We start from the raw sequence: 19,539 nt of genomic DNA, 5'->3' as shown, positions 1-19,539 counted from the left end.
AAGTCTAAAACCAGATTTTAATTAATCAAATAGTTTTTTCTAATAAATCTCAAAGGGAGCTTGAAGCAAATTAACTTTTGTTTCAAGCTCCCTTTATAAATTAAAAACAACCATTTTGACAACTTAAGTAAAACTTTTTCCAGTCGCTTTTTGACCAATATCATGTCGATAAAAGCACCCTGTCAAATTTAGAGAATTTAAATAATCATATGCTGCCTTTTGAGCTGTTAATAAATCAGGCTGACTCGCAATTACCGCAGCTAAGCGGCCGCCATTTGCAGTTAGGTTGCCTGGTGCTTGACCAGCAACATTAGCATAATCAATTTTGATTTTACTATTTTCTGCTAATATTGGCAGCTTGTGACCTGCTTGTGGAGATTGCGGATAACCTTGAGCGGCAATCACAACTGCTACGGCAGCAAAATCTGCAACAGCAACCGGTGGCAGGGGCTGATCTTGGACACAAGCATCAATTAATTCTGCAAAATTACTGGCAATTCTAGGCAAGACGACTTGGGTCTCCGGGTCCCCAAGTCTGACATTGTATTCAATAACTTTTGGTCCGGTTTTGGTTGCAATCAAGCCAATATACAAAACCCCATGATAATTGAACCCTGCCTGCCGCAAGCCATGAACAGTCGGTTTAACAACTTCCGTCAGCATTTGCTGATACAGCTCGGCTGATAACTGCGGTAAGGGGCTGTACGCACCCATTCCGCCGGTATTTGGACCGTGATCATGATCTGCCACTCTTTTATGATCCTGAGCCATTGGCAAAATTCGATAATCAGTTTGACCAACGACAACAAATAATGAATACTCATCCCCAACTAAGAATTCTTCCAAAACCACCTGTTGCTTGCGCTCCTCAAAAACTTGCTTAATAGCTTGTTGAGCTGTCAATTGATCCTGAGCGATCGTGACACCCTTGCCAGCTGCCAATCCATCAGCTTTGATTACGATTGGCAGTTCAAAATTGCTTAAACCAGCCAAAGCTGACTGTTCATCAGCATAAGCCTGGTAACGGGCGGTTGGAATCTGATATTTTTGCATAAACTCTAAAGCAAACTTTTTTGAGCCCTCAAGCTGAGCAGCTTGCGCAGTTGGTCCGAAGATTTTTAAACCAGCAGCTTGAAACCGATCAACAATTCCCGCCACCAAAGCATCCTCTGGCCCAACAAACGTCCAGCTGATGCTTTGCTTTTTGGCAAACTCAATCAGCTGATCAAAATCTAACTCACCCAAAGGAACTAGTTTGATCCCAGTTGCAACCATTCCTGGATTCCCCGGTGCACAATAAACCTCGCTAACTGAGGGACTTGCCAGTAGTTTGCGAGCGATCGCGTGTTCGCGGCCACCAGAACCAATGACTAAAATCCGCAAATTTGAAGCCATTATTTTGCACCTCCTAAATCAATGTCTAAAATGACGAATGCCAGTTGTGACCATCGCAATTCCATACTTATCAGCCATATCAATGGAATCCTGATCACGAATGCTGCCACCCGGCTGAACAATTGCCTTGACTCCGTGTTCAGCAGCATATTGAACGCAATCGTCCATCGGGAAAAAAGCATCACTGGCCATTACTGTCTGATCATCAATTTGGTCAGCAGCATGTTTGATTGCAATCTTAGTTGAATCGATCCGGTTTGGCTGACCAGCTCCAATTCCTAAAGTCCGCTGACTATTAGCAACGACAATTGCATTGCTCTTAGTGTGCTTGACCGTTTTCCAAGCAAAAAATAGATTAGCCAATTGGTCTTTAGTCGGCGCCTGTTTAGTTACGACCTGCCAATCAGCTGGATCCTCTGCTAATACATCCTGTTCTTGCACCAGTAAACCACCCATAACGGAAACAGCTTCTTTTTCAGCCGGCTCATCCTTGGCTGTAAAATCAAGCTGCAGCAACCGAACATTTTTCTTCTTAGCCAATACTTGGTAGGCATCTTCGTCGAAGTCTGGTGCAATGATGATCTCCAAAAATAATTTATGCATCTTTGCCGCGGTTGCTAAATCAACAGGTCGGTTTAGAACGATTACACCACCAAATATCGAAATTGGATCAGCAGCATAAGCTCGATCCCAGGCTTCTTCCAAAGTCTTACCTTGTCCGACTCCACAAGGGCTCATATGTTTTAAGGCCACAACAGTTGGTTGCACGAATTCGCGAGCTAAACGAAGCGCTGCATCTGCATCTTTGATATTATTATATGAAAGTTTCTTGCCATGCAATTGTTTGGCATTGGTAATTGAATATTTTTTAACTGGCAAAGCATCTTTGTAAAACCAGGCTTTTTGATGACTGTTTTCCCCATAACGCATGGTTTCTTCCAGCTCATAGGTTAGTGACAGCTTCTCTGGTGCTTCAATTCCAGCCTGCTTTGATAAATATCCAGCAATCAACGAGTCATATGCCGCCGTATGCCGAAATGCTTTAGCTGCCAGTTTAGCCCGCGTTGTTAATTCAACTTGATCATTTTGATCTAATTGGTCCATAATCAACTGATAATCAGCCGTATCCACGACGACAGTGACATCTTGATAGTTTTTGGCCGCACTGCGCAGCATACTTGGACCACCAATATCAATATTTTCAATTGCTTCAGCTAAAGTTACCCCTGATTTCATGATTGTTTCTTTAAAAGGATACAAATTGACACAAACTAAATCAATTGGATGAATGCCAAGTTTCTTCATTACCCGCTCATGTTCTGGCAATTCACGCCGCCCTAACAAACCACCATGGATAAAGGGATTCAAGGTCTTGACACGTCCATCAAGGATTTCTGGAAAACCAGTCACATCTTCTACTGAGGTTGTTTTAATACCCGCTTCAGCTAAAGCCTTTCGCGTACCACCAGTTGAAACAATTTCAAATTGATGCTCGATTAATTTCTTGACAAACGGAACTAGATTTGCTTTATCCGAAACACTAACTACCGCTCTTCTCATTTTTTGTCTGCTCCTTTTTCACTAATTTCGTTAAAACCTGTTTAATGACTGCCGGATACAGCCGGTGTTCGCAGTCATGAACTCGCTGCTCAAGGCTTGCTTCAGTATCATTCGGTAAAATTGGGACATGTTCTTGCGCGATGATTGGCCCTGAGTCAAGTCCTGCATCAATGTAATGAACTGTCACTCCAGTTTGTTTTCGCTGATCAGCAAATGCCCGCTCAATCGAATGCAAGCCTGGATACTCAGGCAAATAAGCTGGGTGTAAATTAACAATCCGACCTTCATAATTTGCCAAAATTGGACCACCGACAACTCGCAGATAACCCGCAAGAATAATAAAATCAATCTCTTTTTCAATGAGCAGCCGATAAACCTTTTTCTCATATTCAGCTTTACTGCCACATTCTTTGACAGTCAATGATTTCCAAGCGACTCCCAAACGTTTAGCACGTTCAATTACTTTTGCCTGTGGATGATCACAAAACAAAAGTACCAGTTGACCTGGAATCTCATGCTTTAAAAACTTCTTGGCCAGCACTTCAAAATTAGTGCCGTTGCCAGAAGCAAAAATTGCTACTTTCATTGTTTAGCCTCGCTTAATTACTATCTTTGCCTGATTTGCCGGTCGCTGCCGCAATTTACCAATCAAATAACTTTTTTCACCATTGGCTTTCAGCTGCTGTTGAACTTTCTTGACCTGTTCAGCTGAAATTGCTAAAACCATGCCAATTCCCGAATTAAAGGTTTTAAATGCATCCGTTTCAGTTAATTGACCTAACTTTTGCAAATAGGAGAAAATCGGCAGCCGCGGCCAGCTATCAGGATTAATCACTGCCTGCAGCTGATCATTAAACATCCGCGGCAAATTTTCATAAAAACCGCCGCCTGTAATATGGCTGATCCCTTTAACCAGATTTTGCTCTAGCAGTGGCCTAACAGCTTGAACATAAATTCGCGTCGGAGTCAATAAAACCTGTGCTAAACTTTGACCATTCAACTCAGCCGGTCGATCATTCAAAGCTAAATGATGATCTTTAAATAAAATCTGCCGAACTAATGAATAACCATTAGAATGCAAACCACTTGAAGGCAAGCCCAGTAAAACATTTCCAGCTTGCGGTAACTGAGCGGTCAAAAGCTGATCCTTGGCTGCAATTCCGACAGCAAAGCCAGCCAAATCATATTCATCAGGAGCATACATATCTGGCATTTCAGCTGTCTCACCGCCAATTAAAGCTGTTTTAGCTTGCCGACAGCCCGCCGCCACGCCTTTAACGATTGCTGCTAACTTTTCAGGTTGATTATGGCCAGTTGCAATATAATCTAAGAAAAACAATGGCTGTGCACCTTGAGCTAAAACATCATTCACACACATGGCAACACAATCAACGCCGATCGTTTGATGCTGATCAGCTTCTTGCGCAATCAGCAATTTTGTGCCGACACCATCTGTTCCAGAAACTAAAATTGGATCTTTAATTTTCAAAGCAGAAAGATCAAATAGCCCGCCGAAACTTCCAAGTTGGCCGAGAACACCCGGTCGTGCGGTTGAAGCCACATCCTGTTTGATCCGTTTAACCAGTTCATATCCAGCCTCGACGTTAACTCCAGCCTGTTGATAACGATCCATTTAATGAACGACCTCCCGTGCTTTTTGTTTTTGCAACGATTTTAAATAGCCGGCTTCATAGTCATAAAGCGGTGTTGGATATTTACCATCAAAATAAGCTACACACAAACCACCATTGGGAGCATCACCCGCATCTGGCACCGAAATTGCTTTAATCAGATTAGCAATTGACAAAAATTCTAACGAATCGGCGCCAATAATTGAGCACATTTCCGGAACAGTATAATTTGCAGCCATTAATTCAGAACGCGTTGAGATATCGATGCCGTAAAAGCAAGGGAAGCGCAACGGTGGTGAGGCGATTCGCATATGGACTTCTTTGGCACCAGCTTCTTTTAACAACCGGACGATTTGTTTGCTAGTTGTTCCACGCACGATTGAATCATCAATAATTGCAACTTTTTTACCCTCGACGACACCACGAACAGCAGAAAGTTTCATTTTTACGCCACGTTCCCGCAGCTCTTGTGTTGGTTGAATAAAAGTTCGTGCAATATACTGATTTTTGATCAGTCCCATTTCATATGGCAGATTGCTTTCCTCAGCATAACCACTGGCTGCTGAAAGCGAAGAATTTGGAACCCCGATTACCATATCAACATCAGCCGGTACCGGTGCCTGACGAGCTAACAAACGGCCCATTTTCTTGCGAGCATTATGAACCGTAACCCCATGGATAATTGAATCTGGACGGGAAAAATAAATATATTCCATTGAACAAATCGATAATTGAGTCTGGTCCGTATAATGATCAATATGCAAGCCATCACGATCAATAATGATCAATTCGCCTGGCAAAACATCCCGAACAAATTTAGCACCAATCATGTCAAAGGCACAGGTTTCACTAGCAACGACGTAAGCACCGTTATCGAGCTGACCGATTGACAGCGGTCGAAAGCCATTGGGGTCAAGGGCCGCAATCAAGCAATCCCGCCGCAAAAGTAGAAAAGCAAAACCACCATGAACTTGATTCAAGCTTTTTTTCAAAGCATCAATAAAATTCAGTTGTTGATTTTTCCGAATCAAATGAATCAAAATTTCTGTATCGGAAGTTGACTGAAAAATTGCTCCTTCGTCTTCAAGTTGTTTTTTTAATGAACTAGCATTGGTCAAATTGCCGTTATGGGCCAAGGCCACGTCACCATCATGAAAATGGAATAAAAACGGCTGAACATTAGCTAAAGTATTATTGCCGCTGGTGCCATAACGAACGTGACCAATTGCCGTTGTCCCAACGAGACGATCTAAATCCTCTCGATTGGCAAAAACTTCTGACAATAAACCACGATTTCGGAACTGCAACAAATTTTGACCATTACAAGAAACAATTCCTGCTCCTTCTTGACCACGATGCTGCAGACTATGCAAACCAAAATAAGTCATCCGGCTTGCCTCGGGAGTTCCAAAAACACCAAATACTCCGCATTCTTCGTTTAATCCTTTGATTTCATAAGGCATGGTATTGCTTCCTCCCATAATTTTTCGGCCTTTAAAAGATCAAGTTGATAACAACTAGTTAAAGTCTTCAACTCAAGTGTTTTTTGGGCAGTAACTTGACCAATCAGTTGAGCATCGGTTTGCAATAAATCGATAAATTCAGCCGTTTGGCCGGCTGGAACAGTTACTAAAAATCTGCCTGGAGTTTCACTAAATAACTGTTGGTCTGACAAACCCACTTCAAGCTGCAAACCAAATTTGGTCTTAAAAGCACTTTCAGCCACAGCTACTGCCAGTCCGCCTTCACTTAAGTCATGAACACTAGCAGTCAGGCCCTTTTGAACAGCAGTCAACAGTTTTTTCAACAAAACTGTGACTGAGTCTAAATCAAAGCCTGGTAATTTGCCACTGATTGACCCAGTCAGTAATTTTTGTAACTCGCTGCCAGCATAATCATCCTTAGTTGCGCCAACTAAATAGACCTGATCACCAACATTCTTTAAAGAAATTGTTGTCTGATGCTGAAGATCCGGAATCAACCCAACCATCCCGACCATTGGTGTTGGATAAATAGCCTGATGATTGTTTTCATTATATAACGAAACATTGCCAGAAATTACTGGAATCTTTAACGCTCGGCAAGCTGCCGCCATTCCTTGAATCGAATGATGTAATTCCCAATAGACTTCAGGATCATGCGGATCGCCATAATTCAGACAATCAGTAATGCCTATAGGTTCAGCCCCACTGGCCACTAAATTGGCCGCTGCTTCTAAAACCGCCAGCTTCCCGCCAATTTCTGGATCTAAATAAACAAAGCGACCATTACCGTCGGTGGTCATCGCCAATCCCTTTTTAGTTCTTCTGATTCGCAAAACTGCAGCATCACTACCCGGCCCAACAACTGTATTGGTCCTAACTTGCGAATCATAAGTTTGGGTAAACATTTTCTTGGAAGCAATTGTCGACTGGCGCAGCATTTGATAGAAAACTTGTTCAACATCAAACTGTGGCAACCGTTTTGTTTGATTCTGCGTAGCTTGAATCCGCTTGGGCTGTTTTTCAGGAACCTGTTCTTCCAGCACATCATCAGTCAAAGAGCTGACTGGTATATCAGTTACTTTTTGACCATGCTGATGCAGAATATATTGATGACCGCTAGTTACGCGGCCAATAACTACTGCTTCAAGGCCATAACCCTTGAATAATTGTTTAACTTCTTCTTCAAACCCAGCCTTGACACACAGCAGCATTCTTTCTTGTGATTCACTTAGCATAATCTCATAAGCTGACATATTTGGTTCACGCTGCGGAACCAAATCTAATTGTAGCTCCATTCCGCTTTGAGCTTTAGACGCCATTTCGCAGCTTGATGAAACTAAGCCGGCTGCACCCATATCTTGAATTCCAACTAACCAATCTTGATGTTGATGAGTCAACTCTAAACAGGCTTCCATTAGCAATTTTTCCATAAATGGATCGCCAACTTGAACTGCCGAGCGCTGTGTTTCCTTCTCATCGGCAAAATCAGCTGACGCAAAAGTTGCACCATGGATTCCGTCGCGTCCAGTTTTAGCACCTACATAGATGACAGCATTACCAATTCCTTGTGCCCGTCCTTTTTGCATATCTTTTTGATCCATCAAACCAACACACATAGCATTGACCAATGGATTACCGGTATAACATGAATCAAAAGTAATTTCACCGCCAACCGTTGGAATTCCCATACAGTTACCGTAACCACCGATACCAGCAACTACTTCATTAATCAAATATTTTGTCCTTGGACGATTGATTTCACCAAAGTGCAAAGAATCAAGCAGCGCAATGGGACGAGCACCCATACTGAAGATATCCCGAATAATCCCTCCAACTCCGGTCGCCGCTCCTTGATATGGTTCAACGGCTGAGGGGTGATTATGACTTTCAGCCTTAAAAACAACCGCTTGATCATCGCCAATATCTAAAATACCGGCTCCTTCTCCAGGACCTTGCAAAACTCTTGCACCTTGATTAGGAAACTTTCGCAAAAGCGGCTTGGACATTTTATAAGAGCAATGTTCACTCCACATCACCGCAAACAAACCCGTTTCCGTGTAATTTGGCAAACGTCTTAATAACTTTTGGCAAATATAATCATATTCTTTTTCACTTAATCCCCAATCTAAATAAGGCTTTTTGCTTTTGATCTCTTCAGGAGTCATTTCTGCTGCCATTAATTGATTGCCTCCTTCAAATTCCCAGATAATAATGATTTAAACAATCTTAAACCATCAGTATTCCCCAGTAACGCTTCAACTGCACGTTCTGGATGCGGCATCATGCCTAGAACATTGCCTCGACGATTAGTAATCCCGGCAATATCGTGCAAACTGCCATTGGGATTCTCGCCAACATAGCGGAAAACTACCTGATGATTAGCTTCAAGCTCAGCTAACGTAGCTTGATCGGCATAATAGCTGCCTTCTGCATGAGCGATTGGTAGCTTGATTTGTTCAGCTTGTTGATATAGTCTCGTAAAAATTGTCTGATTGTTCTCAACTCTCAAATCAACTGTTTTACACACAAATTTCAGCGAATCATTTTTTTTCAGAGCTCCTGGCAGCAAACCGGCTTCTGTTAAAATTTGAAAACCATTGCAGGTGCCAAAAACCGGTTTCCCGTCATCTGCAAAAGCTTTAATGGCTGGCATAATCTTGCTGAAGCGAGCAATCGCCCCGCAACGTAAATAATCCCCATAAGAGAACCCTCCTGGCAGCATGACAGCATCAAAACCAGATAAATTATCCTGTTGATAAGAAACATACTCTGCTTGTGCCTGACAAACTGATGTTAAAGCTTCATAAAGATCGATGTCACAGTTTGATCCCGGAAAAACAACAACAGCGACTTTCATTTCTGTTCCTCCAATACTTGATAACGATAAGTCTCTAAATTAAAATTGACCAGCAGTTTTTCAGCTACTTCCGAAATTGTCTGTTCAAGATCAGTCGAATCATCTAATTGAACATCAAAAAATTTTCCAACCCCAATTTTTTTAATTTGCGGATATCCCAAACTTTGAACAGCGGAAGTGATCGTTTCACCTTGAGGATCAAAAACTGATGGTTTATAGGTTACATAGATTCGCACTTTTTTCATATTTTATTCCCCCAATTTTCCTTCCAAACGCCGTAGGACTTCTTGATAAACATCTGCTAAATCACCTAATTCACGACGAAAAACATCTTTATCCATGTGCTGCTTAGTTTTTAGATCCCAAAGGCGGCAATTGTCCGGAGAAAATTCATCAGCTAAGATAACCTGACCATCAGCTGTCCGACCAAATTCAAGTTTGAAATCAACGAGTTGCAAACCAATCGATGCAAAAAGAGGAGTCAGCAATTGGTTCACCTGTCGTGATAATTGCCAAATCTGCTTAATTTCAGCCGGTGTAGCAACTTTCAAAGCATAAACTTGTGACTCATTCATAAATGGATCATCAAGCTCATCACTTTTGTAATACAATTCCTCGACAGGTACTGCCAATGCCAATCCCTCTTTTACTCCGAAACGAGAAGCAAAATGGCCAGCTCCAATATTTCTAGTGACAACTTCTAAAGGAATGATTGAAACCTTTTTGACCAATTCCTCAGTCGCTGAAATTTTCTTAATGAAATGCGTTGGAATTTTATTTTGAGTTAGATATTTAAAAACTAACGTTGAAATTTCATTATTTAATTCGCCTTTACCGTTAATTTGGTCTTTGCGTTTTCCATTTAAAGCCGTCGCCTGATTAGTATAGACTACTCGTAAAATCTGTTCATCATCAGTTGTCCAGAGTTGTTTTGCTTTACCAGCATAAATCATTTTTGCCATTTAAAATTGCCATCCTTTCGCTAAATACGAATATTAATAATGAATAGCTAATTAAATAATCGCTATTTTTCTTAAAGACTAACAATTTTATTTAACTTAGTCAATAGCGAAAAAGCGAACTTTATTATTTATTTTCAGTTTTTAGTTTTTATTTGAATTTAAAAATGCTTATAAACATACTTTTACTCAGAATTTTAGCTGAATTAGTGAACTTTCAGTAATCTAAAAAATTTACTTTTTGGTCAAAATCACGAACAATAAAAAAAGGCTGAGTTTTAATTACTAGTCTCAGTCTTTCAACAAATTTATGATAATGTTTAACTTAGTCCCAATCGTTGAAAAATATCATCGACATGACGCAAATGCCAATGATAATCAAAAGCATCATCTAGATCAGCTTTTGACAACAACGAGGAAATCTTAGGATCTTGTTCCAACAAAGGTCTGAATTGAACCTGTTTATCCCACGATTCAGCTGTTTTAGGTTGAATCAGATCGTAAGCTGCTTCACGCGTCATTCCCTTGTCAATCAATTTTAATAGTACTCGGCCGCTATAAATCAAGCCAAAAGTTCGACCCATATTACGTTTCATATTTTCAGGAAAGACTGTCAAAGTATCAAGAATCCGTCCAAAACGCTGCAGCATATAGTCAATCAGAATCGTTGTATCCGGCAAAATGATCCGCTCGGCCGAAGAATGCGAGATATCTCGTTCATGCCAAAGAGTTACATCTTCATAAGCTGTGATCATATGACCTCGGACTACCCGGGCTAAGCCGCAAATATTTTCTGAACCAATTGGGTTGCGCTTATGCGGCATAGCTGAAGAACCTTTTTGACCCTTGGCAAAATGTTCCTCGACTTCACGTGTTTCTGATTTCTGCAAGCCGCGAATTTCCGTAGCAAATTTTTCCAAACTGGTGGCGATCAAAGCCAAAACAGCTAGGTATTCCGCATGCAAATCTCGTGGCAGTACTTGACTGGAAATTTCTTGAGGACGAATGCCTAGCTTTTGGCAAACATACTGTTCCACGAAGGGATCAATATTGGCATAAGTTCCAACTGCCCCACTAATTTTGCCAGCTTCAATCCCGGCCGCAGCATGTTCAAAGCGCTCAATGTCACGATTGATTTCTGAATACCACCGTGCCAATTTCAAGCCAAAAGTGGTTGGTTCGGCATGAACTCCATGAGTCCGTCCCATCATGACAGTCTTTTTATATTGCAATGCTTTTTTAGCAACAATTTGTTTAAAGTCCACTAAATCTTGCCGCAAAATCTGATTGACTTGCTTCAGTTGATAACCATAAGCGGTATCAACAACATCCGTGCTCGTCAATCCATAATGAACCCATTTGCGCTCTGCTCCCAAAGACTCTGAAACACATCGTGTAAATGCAATTACATCATGGTGAGTTACCGCTTCAATTTCCTGAATTCGGTTAACGTCAAATTTAGCATTCTTTTTGATTTTTGCAACATCTTCCGCTGGAATATGGCCTAACTTCGACCAGGCTTCATCAACGGCAATTTCAACCGCCAACCAACATTGGTATTTTTTCTGATCACTCCAAATTGCTGCCATTTCAGGTCTTGTATATCTTGAAATCATCTTTATCTCCTTACTAAGTTTAATTCCAAACTTTCGTTGCTTCAATTTCAGCAAGCGTTTGCTCTAAGTCGTCGGTTAAAATCGTGATATGACCCATTTTACGATCTTGTCGAACTTCTGCCTTGCCATAATCATGGAAGTGCCACTGCGGCTTTTCACAAACTAATTTTCTGGATCCAGCGACATGCTGGCCTAAAACATTAACCATGACAACTGGTTTAAGCAGTTGGATTTTAGGCAGCGGCCAGTTGCAAATTGCCCGGTTATGAACATCAAATTGCGAGAAATTGCAAGCCTCAATCGAATAATGCCCAGAGTTATGCGGTCGTGGAGCTAGTTCATTAACATAAACCTGACCATTTTTTCCTAAGAAAAACTCAACACCTAGGATACCGCATAAGTCAAGAGCACTAGCGATTTTCTGAGCCATTTGCTGGGCTGCTTTTTGCGCTGATTGCGGGATTCGAGCTGGAACAATACTTTCATGCAAAATTTCATTGCGATGAATATTTTCACTGACTGGAAAAACCGACACTTGGCCGTCCCAATTACGGCCAATCATAACAGAACACTCATGACTAAAATCAATCCAGCCTTCCAAGATACATCCACCCTGCTGCAAAAGCTTTGCAGCGGCTGGCAGATCAGTTTTAGTTTGAATCACTGCTTGAGCTTTACCATCATAACCACCTTCGCAGGTTTTTAACACTGCTGGTAGCCCAATTTTTTTGACTGCTGCTTGCAAATCATTTTGATCATTGACGGCTGTAAATGGTACAACCTGTAAACCGTTATTTCTAAGGAACGTCTTTTCCCGTAAACGATTTTTAGTGATCGCCAACAATTCGGTACCCTGAGGGATCATAACTTGATCCTGCACAGCCTTTAAAGCTGTCAAATCAACGTTTTCAAACTCGTAAGTTAAGACATCAGACCTCTGAGCTAATTCATTAATAGCCTGTCGATCAGCGTAAGGTGCAACAATCTGATCATCGGCTGCCTGACCAGCAGAACAATCTGGATTAGGATCGAGGATCAAAACGCGAAATCCAGCTTTTTTGGCAGAAAAAGTCAACATTTGTCCTAATTGGCCTCCACCAATAATTCCAATCGTTTGACCTTGTTCGATCATTTGCTTAGTCAAGCTGATCACCGCTTTTCACTGCCGCAGCATGTTGCTCTTGTCGAAAGCGCCGCAATTTTTCAGTCAGTTCTGGCTGTCCGACTGCTAAAATCTCGACAGCTAACAAAGCCGCATTTTTAGCACCTGCTTTACCGATTGCTGTCGTTGCAACCGGAACTCCGGCCGGCATTTGCACAATTGACAATAATGAATCCATCCCATTTAGTGCATGGCTTTGAACCGGAACGCCGATTACCGGTAAAGTTGTATTAGCGGCAATCATCCCTGGCAGATGAGCAGCTCCACCTGCCCCAGCAATGATAACTTTGATTCCACGGCCTGCTGACTTTTGCGCAAAATCAAACATTTCAGCTGGCATCCGATGAGCTGAAATAACTTTTTTTTCAAATTCAATACCAAAGCTTGCTAACATCTCTGTGGCGGCACTCATTGTGTTCCAATCAGAAATACTTCCCATAACGACACTGATTTGCTTACTCACTTTAATCCCTCCATCTGTGAACAGCTTATCAAAACCACACAGCCTTGTCAAAGAAAAATCGAACTTTATTTTTACTTTTTAGCTTTTTATACGGGTTATTTTTAATAACACGTTTTTTAAGGCTGCTTATTCCAACAAAAAAAATGTTGTTCATCAAAAGGCGAACAACATTCATTACTTACTTTTTAAGTAATTTCTTGCTTAAAACTAATCCTCTGCCGCTGACATGGCTTCTAAAATTGCTTTGAGCCGATCACATTCAGCTTGAGCTTTCTCTCTTTTTTCATCGTAAGCATCCAGCAAATGACGTCCACGATTGGTTTCGCTGATTTGTTCACATACTTGGTCCAGTTCAGCCAGTTTCGCTTTCGCCGCTTGATACTCATTAATAAGATCAAGCTTATTGCTCATAACAAAACCCCCTAAAAAGAATCTTTAATATCTCGACTAGAATAATCTAACACTTTTTGACAGGTTTGTGAACCTTTTTAGCAATCTTTCTAATAATTCAAATTTTTCCAAGCCAAAGTTTCAAAATTCTGGCTATTTATTTTGCTTCATTAAGTCAACCACATCTCGAGCAATCATTAACTCCTCATCGGTTGGAATAACCATTACTTTGACTTTTGAGGCGGCACTAGAAATTATTAGGTTCTTCCCTGAAATCTGATTAGCCGTTCCATCAAGTTGAATACCTAAAAACTTTAATCGTTGACAAACCAATTTGCGAATTTCACTGGAGTGCTCGCCAATTCCAGCTGTAAAAATTATTCCATCAACGCCATCCATTTCTGCTGTATAAGCTCCAATGTACTTGACAATGTCCTTGACGAAAATATCAATTGCCAACTGCGCTCGTTCATTGTCCTTAGCGGCTGCTAGAATATCCCGCATATCCGAAGAGACCCCTGAAATGCCAAGTAAACCAGATTTTTTATTTAAATCATAAATAACTTCCGGCATTGAATGCATTTTCAATTTTTGCATCAAAAAAGAAACCATTGCAATATCCGTATCTCCCGCGCGAGTTGCCATCGTTAAACCGGTTAACGGCGTAAACCCCATTGAAGTATCAAATGATCTGCCATTTTTGATGGCACAAACTGATGCACCTGCTCCCAAATGACAACTAATTAGCTTCAGATTTTTTAATTGTTGATTCAAAAGTTTAGCCGCTTCATTGGCGACATAACGATGACTAGTTCCATGGGCACCATAACGGCGCACCCGATATTTTTGATACCATTCATAAGGTACACTGAATAAATAATTAATTTTAGGAATCGTTTGATGAAAAGATGTATCAAAAACGGCCACTGAAACGGCATGTGGCAGTAATTTCTTAAAAGCTTTGATCCCCATTAAATTTGCTGGATTATGAATCGGCGCATATTCTGCTAACCGATTGATTTTCCTGATTACCCGTTGACTAACAATTACCGAGTGTTGAAAATATTCACCACCAGCAACTACCCGATGACCGACACCAGCAATTTCGCTAAAATCTTTAACAATTTCAAATTCCTTCATTAACTGTAAAAGGCGCTTAACTGCTACTGCATGAGTTTTAATTTCTTCTGAACTTTCAAATTTCTGATCACCAAAACTAAGAAAAATTTTTCCTTGAGGCAGACTAATCCGCTCAAAATTACCCTTGGCGATCACTGTCTCACTGCCCATTTCAAACAACTTAAACTTTAAACTTGAACTACCAGCATTAATTGCTAATATTTTAGCCAAATTTATTCCTCCGCTTTTACTCTATAATTTCTATGACAAATATAACAAAAAAAATCCATTTTTTCATTTAACCAGCTCATTCTAAGAATTGCACTTTTCTTTTGCTTAAAAAGAAACTACAATGTTTATTAGTTTATTTGGAGGGATTAAATTGAAATATGAAATTGAATTAATTAAAATTGCTGCTCAAGAAAATGAAATCAAGAAAATTTTTCAAATTTTATGGTCATTTAACCTGGATAAGGTTTTTCTTTGCGCCGGATCTTTGCGTAATATGGTTTGGGACCATTTAGCAAATCGACAGCCAAACTTTCTGCGTAACAATCTTGACTTAATTTATCTCGACCAAAACCAGTCTTACGAAGAATTTTTAACTCTGCAGGAATTAATTAAATTGCATCACGCAAATTATCTTTGGAATCTCGAAAATGTTTGTCTGAACAATTCTTCCAGTCATCAGCCCTATGGCAAAACTATTACTGCTGCTCTTAAGACCATTCCAGAAACTTGCAATGCGGTTGGGTTGAATCTAACACGACAGGACCATTTTCAAGTGATTGCCCCCTTTGGTTTAACTGACCTCTTTAATTTTGAAATTCATCCAACACCAACATTTGCTCAAGATCCGCATAAATTAACTTTTTACCAACAACGCATTGCTTGGAAGGAATGGGCACAAGCATGGAAAAATCTTAAAGTTTTCAATAATTAAATATGCTGTCCGCTTTTATTCTAAAGCATTGCCAATTAGCAAGATTTAAAAGGCTTCAATTATCAATGAAATGACTTAAGCTGCCGATTTCAAAACATAGCTAATCGATAACAGCAAACCGAAAAGCTACTTCTGCTTGCTATTATTTTTCAATAATTATGTTCTAAGTGCATTGATTTTGATTTACGTTGATCAACCAAATGCACTTCATTTAGAATCTGTCGGGCTTCTTGAGTCCCTTCAAAAATTCTGCGAGCTTGTTTTGAATCACCGATATTGGTCAGACTGATTCCTTGCTCTAACGAATACTTTTCTAACGTTGGCATGAGGGGAGCTTGACTGCGCATACCTAAACAAATAAAAACTTTATCAAATTCTAATTCAAGTTGCTTACCAGCCTGAAGCACAACTGCTTTTGAGTTTGAAATTGATTTTAACTTGGTCTGGGTAAATTGCTTTACCTGATACTTATCTAATAACTCCTTCATTCCAAACTTAGTAACAATATCAAGATCACGACCAATTTCCGGTAGCATTTCAACCATTGTCACCTTGGCAGCGCAATGTTTAGTAAAATATTCCATCACATCTAATCCAACCGCTCCTCCACCGATAATTAAAATCTGCTGGTTTTTTTCTTGGAAAGCAGCTAAATTTTTTAACAGATCAAAAATATCAAAAACTTGAGAATTACTTGCGGCATGCGCTGCTTGAAGACCTTCAATTGGGGGCAAAAATGGCTGCGCTCCTGAAGCATTAACGATCATATCTGTCTGTTGATGAATAATTGTTTCTAGATCAGCTTTTTGATTAAGGTTAATTTTGAGATTGGGTAATAATGACGCACGTTGTTTTAAATAGTTAACATAGTCATCAATGCGCTTTTTATCTGGCAACTGAGCAATCTGATGAGCTAAGCCTCCTAAATAACTTTTTTGTTCATATAAATTAACCTCAGCGCCAATTTCGGCAGCAGAACAGGCTGCTTCTAAAGCTGCTGTCCCTCCGCCAATGACTGTTAACCTAATTTTATTTTTAAGCCGATGATGCTTATATTCATCTTCCCCAATCACATCTGGATTTACCGTACAACGGATCGGCAAGCCCTTAGCAATTCGATGATCAGCGCAACCAATATTGCAGGATATACATTTTCGCAATAATTTTTCTTGCCCAAACTGGACTTTATTTACCCAGTTGGGTTCAGCAATTAAGCCACGACCCATAGCAATTAAATCAGCCTCGTTATTTGCCAAAATTCTTTCAGCGGCCTTTGGAGACCGAAAGTTTCCAGATGTAACCGTAATTTTGTTAAATCTTTACTTGACTGCTGCCGCTTGATAGGAACGCCAGCCATCTGAAAGACTCATTTTGTCAATCTGGTACTGCAAATTATCATTGATTCCGGCTGAAACATTAAAAATGTCAGCTGGCTCACCAAAATATTGCAATAGATTCAGTGTATCTGTTAACGAATTGCCATCATCGACAAATTCATCCGCACTAAAACGAACTGAAATTGGGAAACGCGGACCAACAGCTTGACGAACAGCTTGCAAAACTTTTTTGGCAAACCGAGCCCGATTCTCAACTGAACCACCATATTGATCAGTTCGGTGATTGTAATGTGGCGAAAGAAATTGATCCAACAAGTAACTATGTCCGGCATGAATTTCGACACAATCAAATCCTGCTCGTTTAGCCCGGTCAGCGGCTTCGGCATATTTTACAATAATTTGGTTAATTTCAGGAACTGTTAACGGCCGCGGGCAGTTCGTTCCCATTTTTGAAGGAATATTAGACGCTGATACTGGTTGCAATCCGTTTAACCGTAAGTTCGTCGCCGAAGCACCGGCATGATTAATTTGAACTGATGTACATGCGCCATAAGCATGCATTCGTTCATTGAATTTCCAAAGTCCAGGCAGATATTGATCATTATCTATTCTTAATTGAGTTGTACCGTTCGTTCCAAGCGGATAATCAAAACAAACATTTTCTAAAGTGATCAAAGCAGTACCACCTTTTGCACGTTGTTCATAATACTTAATATGTCATTATTGATCGTTCCATCGTAATTGGCAAAGTTTGATCCCATTGGGGGTATAATAATTCGATTTTTTAGTTGCATTCCATTAATTACGATCGGCTCAAAAATATGTTTGTATTCAATCATTTTTAGCTCTCCTTTTTATTCTTGAACTTTTCAACATACCGACTAGCTTTTTTTTAAATTAGTTTCCAGACCAACAACTCACTCAAGACAAGCAAACTTTAAATAACTTTTGCCTGTCAATTTTTTAAATTCTTGAATAAATTTTTTGGTTAAACCTCTTCAAAAGATTCTTTCACTTCAATCTTTTACTTTTCCACTTATATTTTACTCAGCTGTTTAAATAGAATGAATAAAACAAAACCTTATATTTAATAGATTTCTTTTATGAATAATTTGAATAGATTATTTTGTCTGTCAATTAAAAATCTTTACGGCAAAAAGGGTATCAAATTGTGATCACAATTTGATACCCTTTGAAGCTGATAAACATTTACAGAAACTATTAAAATTCACCAAACTAACCGAACTTCAAAATAGATTAAATAACAAATCACTCATTTTTGCCAACCCATTTCCGTCGCGGCTGGTGGAAGTTCTAACTTGTCAGCTGCCAACTCGTCAAATGCCTGTGCTAAAATTTCAAAGGCTTGATTCAACTGTTCTCTAGTAATTACCAACGGCGGTTGAAAACGTAAAATATTTCCACGTAAACTAATAATGATCGCACCTAATTCAAAAATCCGGTAAATCAGTTTATTAGTAGCCACGATATCCGGTTTCTTGCTCTTTGGATCAACTATATCAATCCCACCATCTAAACCATACATCCGCCAACTGCCAATAAAAGCGTATTTTTTAGCTTGCTCTTTAAAAAATTCTGCTGCCACTTGGCCTAATTCAGCTGATCGCTGCACTAATTTTTCATCTTTAATCACAGCTAGAGTCGCTAATGCAGCTGCCGTTGTAACTGGATTGCCCGAAGTAGTAAATAAATGTCCCGGAGCATCTAGTGAATCCATAATTTTCTGACGACCAATCACTGCACTTAACGGTAATCCAGAAGCTAATGATTTTCCAACTGACATTAAATCGGGTTCAACATCAAAATGCTGAATTGCCCACATTTTTCCGCTGCGACCAAGTCCTTGATTGATTTCATCTACTGCAAATAAAATTCCGTGCTGATGAGCAAAATCAACGACCTTTTTAACAAATGAGGTTGGAGCCTTAACAATGCCACCATCGCCCTGAATAGCTTCCATCATAATGACCGCTGTCTCTTCAGCTGGTAAATAAGTCTGAAATGGCTCCAAAAAAGCTGCAAACATCCGCTCAACAAATTCAGATTCACCCTCATTTGGCAACCGATGCCAAGGATCCGGATAAGGAACTTTAACCACTCCCGGCAAAAATGGCCCAATTTTACGTGACATATTCAAGCTAACAGCTGACGCCGACATCGAGCCATACGTTGATCCATGATAAGCACCCATAAAACTAACAATATATTGCCGGCCAGTATAAGCACGCGCAAACTTAATAACTCCATCGTTGGCATCCGAGCCCGAATTACCCCAAGCAACCTTGACTGGACCACTGATGGGAGCCACGGCGCTCAATTTTTGTGCCAATAACGCTGCTGGCGTATTAGCAAAATAAGCTGGCGTATATTGAATAATTTTAGCTGCTTGATCTTGAATTGCCTTCACAATTCTCGGATGACAGTGTCCAGTGTTAGTTGAAGAAGCACTAGCTAATAAATCAAGATATTCATGCCCCTCAACATCCTTAATGATTGCTCCTTGACCGGAATCAATTACAATATTGAAATATTTGATACGCGAAGTTTTTGATAACGACGCATCTTCCAACTGCAATAATTCTTTATTTCTCACCATCAGGAC

At 40.1% G+C, this 19,539-nt stretch carries 18 protein-coding genes and 1 pseudogene; 1 reads left to right on the top strand and 18 read right to left on the bottom strand.

All coding sequences use genetic code 11. The annotated features are described in order from the left end of the window. Positions 1-123: 123 nt before the first annotated feature. The 14 genes from purD to KH893_RS03585 form a co-directional block, all read right to left on the bottom strand. Complete coding sequence (gene purD, locus KH893_RS03650; RefSeq protein ID WP_281164788.1) at positions 124-1,395, bottom strand: phosphoribosylamine--glycine ligase; 1,272 nt, start codon at positions 1,393-1,395, stop codon at positions 124-126. An 18-nt stretch (positions 1,396-1,413) separates the two neighbouring features. After that, positions 1,414-2,955, bottom strand: coding sequence for a bifunctional phosphoribosylaminoimidazolecarboxamide formyltransferase/IMP cyclohydrolase (purH, locus tag KH893_RS03645; RefSeq protein ID WP_281164787.1), 1,542 nt, complete (start codon positions 2,953-2,955; stop codon positions 1,414-1,416). Next, on the bottom strand, positions 2,936-3,541 hold the full coding sequence (gene purN / locus KH893_RS03640) for a phosphoribosylglycinamide formyltransferase (protein ID WP_281164786.1): 606 nt from the start codon (positions 3,539-3,541) through the stop codon (positions 2,936-2,938). Before purN ends, purH begins: the two co-directional genes overlap by 20 nt. A gap of 3 nt (positions 3,542-3,544) precedes the next feature. Beyond that, the gene (purM, locus tag KH893_RS03635; RefSeq protein WP_281164785.1) at positions 3,545-4,588 is read right to left on the bottom strand and encodes a phosphoribosylformylglycinamidine cyclo-ligase; all 1,044 of its coding nucleotides are present in this window, start codon (positions 4,586-4,588) and stop codon (positions 3,545-3,547) included. Beyond that, positions 4,589-6,049: an amidophosphoribosyltransferase gene (gene purF, locus KH893_RS03630; protein ID WP_281164784.1), complete on the bottom strand. Its 1,461-nt coding sequence runs from the start codon at positions 6,047-6,049 to the stop codon at positions 4,589-4,591. It abuts the gene before it with no gap. Then, positions 6,025-8,247, bottom strand: a complete 2,223-nt coding sequence (gene purL, locus KH893_RS03625; protein WP_281164783.1) for a phosphoribosylformylglycinamidine synthase subunit PurL — start codon at positions 8,245-8,247, stop codon at positions 6,025-6,027. Before purL ends, purF begins: the two co-directional genes overlap by 25 nt. Next, a complete protein-coding gene (gene purQ, locus KH893_RS03620) occupies positions 8,247-8,927 on the bottom strand; it encodes a phosphoribosylformylglycinamidine synthase subunit PurQ (protein ID WP_281164782.1) in 681 nt (226 codons plus the stop codon). Before purQ ends, purL begins: the two co-directional genes overlap by 1 nt. After that, complete coding sequence (gene purS / locus KH893_RS03615; protein ID WP_281164781.1) at positions 8,924-9,172, bottom strand: phosphoribosylformylglycinamidine synthase subunit PurS; 249 nt, start codon at positions 9,170-9,172, stop codon at positions 8,924-8,926. Before purS ends, purQ begins: the two co-directional genes overlap by 4 nt. A gap of 3 nt (positions 9,173-9,175) precedes the next feature. Beyond that, on the bottom strand, positions 9,176-9,889 hold the full coding sequence (gene purC / locus KH893_RS03610; protein ID WP_281164780.1) for a phosphoribosylaminoimidazolesuccinocarboxamide synthase: 714 nt from the start codon (positions 9,887-9,889) through the stop codon (positions 9,176-9,178). A 317-nt stretch (positions 9,890-10,206) separates the two neighbouring features. Then, positions 10,207-11,502, bottom strand: coding sequence for an adenylosuccinate lyase (gene purB, locus KH893_RS03605; protein WP_281164779.1), 1,296 nt, complete (start codon positions 11,500-11,502; stop codon positions 10,207-10,209). Between the two features lie 19 nt (positions 11,503-11,521). Further along, positions 11,522-12,634, bottom strand: a complete 1,113-nt coding sequence (gene purK / locus KH893_RS03600) for a 5-(carboxyamino)imidazole ribonucleotide synthase (RefSeq protein ID WP_281164932.1) — start codon at positions 12,632-12,634, stop codon at positions 11,522-11,524. 4 nt (positions 12,635-12,638) lie between these two features. Then, positions 12,639-13,127 carry a 5-(carboxyamino)imidazole ribonucleotide mutase gene (purE, locus tag KH893_RS03595; RefSeq protein WP_281164778.1) on the bottom strand — a complete coding sequence of 163 codons (489 nt, stop codon included), beginning with the start codon at positions 13,125-13,127 and terminating at the stop codon, positions 12,639-12,641. A gap of 207 nt (positions 13,128-13,334) precedes the next feature. Continuing rightward, the gene (locus KH893_RS03590; RefSeq protein WP_281164777.1) at positions 13,335-13,538 is read right to left on the bottom strand and encodes a hypothetical protein; all 204 of its coding nucleotides are present in this window, start codon (positions 13,536-13,538) and stop codon (positions 13,335-13,337) included. 132 nt (positions 13,539-13,670) lie between these two features. Then, a complete protein-coding gene (locus tag KH893_RS03585; protein WP_281164776.1) occupies positions 13,671-14,867 on the bottom strand; it encodes an acetate/propionate family kinase in 1,197 nt (398 codons plus the stop codon). Positions 14,868-15,018: 151 nt separating this feature from the next. Here KH893_RS03585 and KH893_RS03580 point away from each other — a divergent pair, with 151 nt between their 5' ends. Then, a complete protein-coding gene (locus tag KH893_RS03580) occupies positions 15,019-15,579 on the top strand; it encodes a nucleotidyltransferase family protein (protein WP_281164775.1) in 561 nt (186 codons plus the stop codon). Positions 15,580-15,728: 149 nt separating this feature from the next. On the opposite strand, the gene KH893_RS03575 is transcribed toward KH893_RS03580, so the two are convergent. From KH893_RS03575 to KH893_RS03560, 4 genes and pseudogenes are all read right to left on the bottom strand, one after another. Then, entirely contained in the window at positions 15,729-16,805 is a 1,077-nt protein-coding gene (locus KH893_RS03575) for an FAD-dependent oxidoreductase (RefSeq protein ID WP_281164931.1), read from the bottom strand. A gap of 3 nt (positions 16,806-16,808) precedes the next feature. Continuing rightward, positions 16,809-17,591: pseudogene (locus KH893_RS03570) on the bottom strand (NADH:flavin oxidoreductase); the annotation flags it as partial. Then, positions 17,588-17,755: a hypothetical protein gene (locus KH893_RS03565; protein WP_281164774.1), complete on the bottom strand. Its 168-nt coding sequence runs from the start codon at positions 17,753-17,755 to the stop codon at positions 17,588-17,590. The gene KH893_RS03565 and the pseudogene KH893_RS03570, both read right to left, overlap by 4 nt. A gap of 434 nt (positions 17,756-18,189) precedes the next feature. Continuing rightward, positions 18,190-19,533 carry an aspartate aminotransferase family protein gene (locus tag KH893_RS03560; protein ID WP_281164773.1) on the bottom strand — a complete coding sequence of 448 codons (1,344 nt, stop codon included), beginning with the start codon at positions 19,531-19,533 and terminating at the stop codon, positions 18,190-18,192. Positions 19,534-19,539 lie beyond the last annotated feature (6 nt).

The sequence above is a fragment of the Liquorilactobacillus sicerae genome (assembly GCF_029916425.1).
Taxonomy (GTDB): Bacteria; Bacillota; Bacilli; order Lactobacillales; family Lactobacillaceae; genus Liquorilactobacillus; species Liquorilactobacillus sicerae.
The sequence above is the reverse complement of the archived record's forward strand: the minus strand, read 5'-3'. Positions and strand labels throughout refer to the sequence as shown.

What these genes read in the sequence shown, in the direction of transcription:
- purS (WP_281164781.1), bottom strand. Translation starts at nt 9,172, where the DNA reads ATGAAAAAAGTGCGAATCTATGTAACCTATAAACCATCAGTTTTTGAT.
- purN (WP_281164786.1), bottom strand. Translation starts at nt 3,541, where the DNA reads ATGAAAGTAGCAATTTTTGCTTCTGGCAACGGCACTAATTTTGAAGTG.
- purC (WP_281164780.1), bottom strand. Translation starts at nt 9,889, where the DNA reads ATGGCAAAAATGATTTATGCTGGTAAAGCAAAACAACTCTGGACAACT.
- purB (WP_281164779.1), bottom strand. Translation starts at nt 11,502, where the DNA reads ATGATTTCAAGATATACAAGACCTGAAATGGCAGCAATTTGGAGTGAT.
- purD (WP_281164788.1), bottom strand. Translation starts at nt 1,395, where the DNA reads ATGGCTTCAAATTTGCGGATTTTAGTCATTGGTTCTGGTGGCCGCGAA.
- KH893_RS03575 (WP_281164931.1), bottom strand. Translation starts at nt 16,805, where the DNA reads ATGGGTCGTGGCTTAATTGCTGAACCCAACTGGGTAAATAAAGTCCAG.
- KH893_RS03565 (WP_281164774.1), bottom strand. Translation starts at nt 17,755, where the DNA reads ATGATTGAATACAAACATATTTTTGAGCCGATCGTAATTAATGGAATG.
- purM (WP_281164785.1), bottom strand. Translation starts at nt 4,588, where the DNA reads ATGGATCGTTATCAACAGGCTGGAGTTAACGTCGAGGCTGGATATGAA.
- purL (WP_281164783.1), bottom strand. Translation starts at nt 8,247, where the DNA reads ATGGCAGCAGAAATGACTCCTGAAGAGATCAAAAGCAAAAAGCCTTAT.
- purK (WP_281164932.1), bottom strand. Translation starts at nt 12,634, where the DNA reads ATGATCGAACAAGGTCAAACGATTGGAATTATTGGTGGAGGCCAATTA.
- purH (WP_281164787.1), bottom strand. Translation starts at nt 2,955, where the DNA reads ATGAGAAGAGCGGTAGTTAGTGTTTCGGATAAAGCAAATCTAGTTCCG.
- purQ (WP_281164782.1), bottom strand. Translation starts at nt 8,927, where the DNA reads ATGAAAGTCGCTGTTGTTGTTTTTCCGGGATCAAACTGTGACATCGAT.
- KH893_RS03560 (WP_281164773.1), bottom strand. Translation starts at nt 19,533, where the DNA reads ATGGTGAGAAATAAAGAATTATTGCAGTTGGAAGATGCGTCGTTATCA.
- KH893_RS03590 (WP_281164777.1), bottom strand. Translation starts at nt 13,538, where the DNA reads ATGAGCAATAAGCTTGATCTTATTAATGAGTATCAAGCGGCGAAAGCG.
- purF (WP_281164784.1), bottom strand. Translation starts at nt 6,049, where the DNA reads ATGCCTTATGAAATCAAAGGATTAAACGAAGAATGCGGAGTATTTGGT.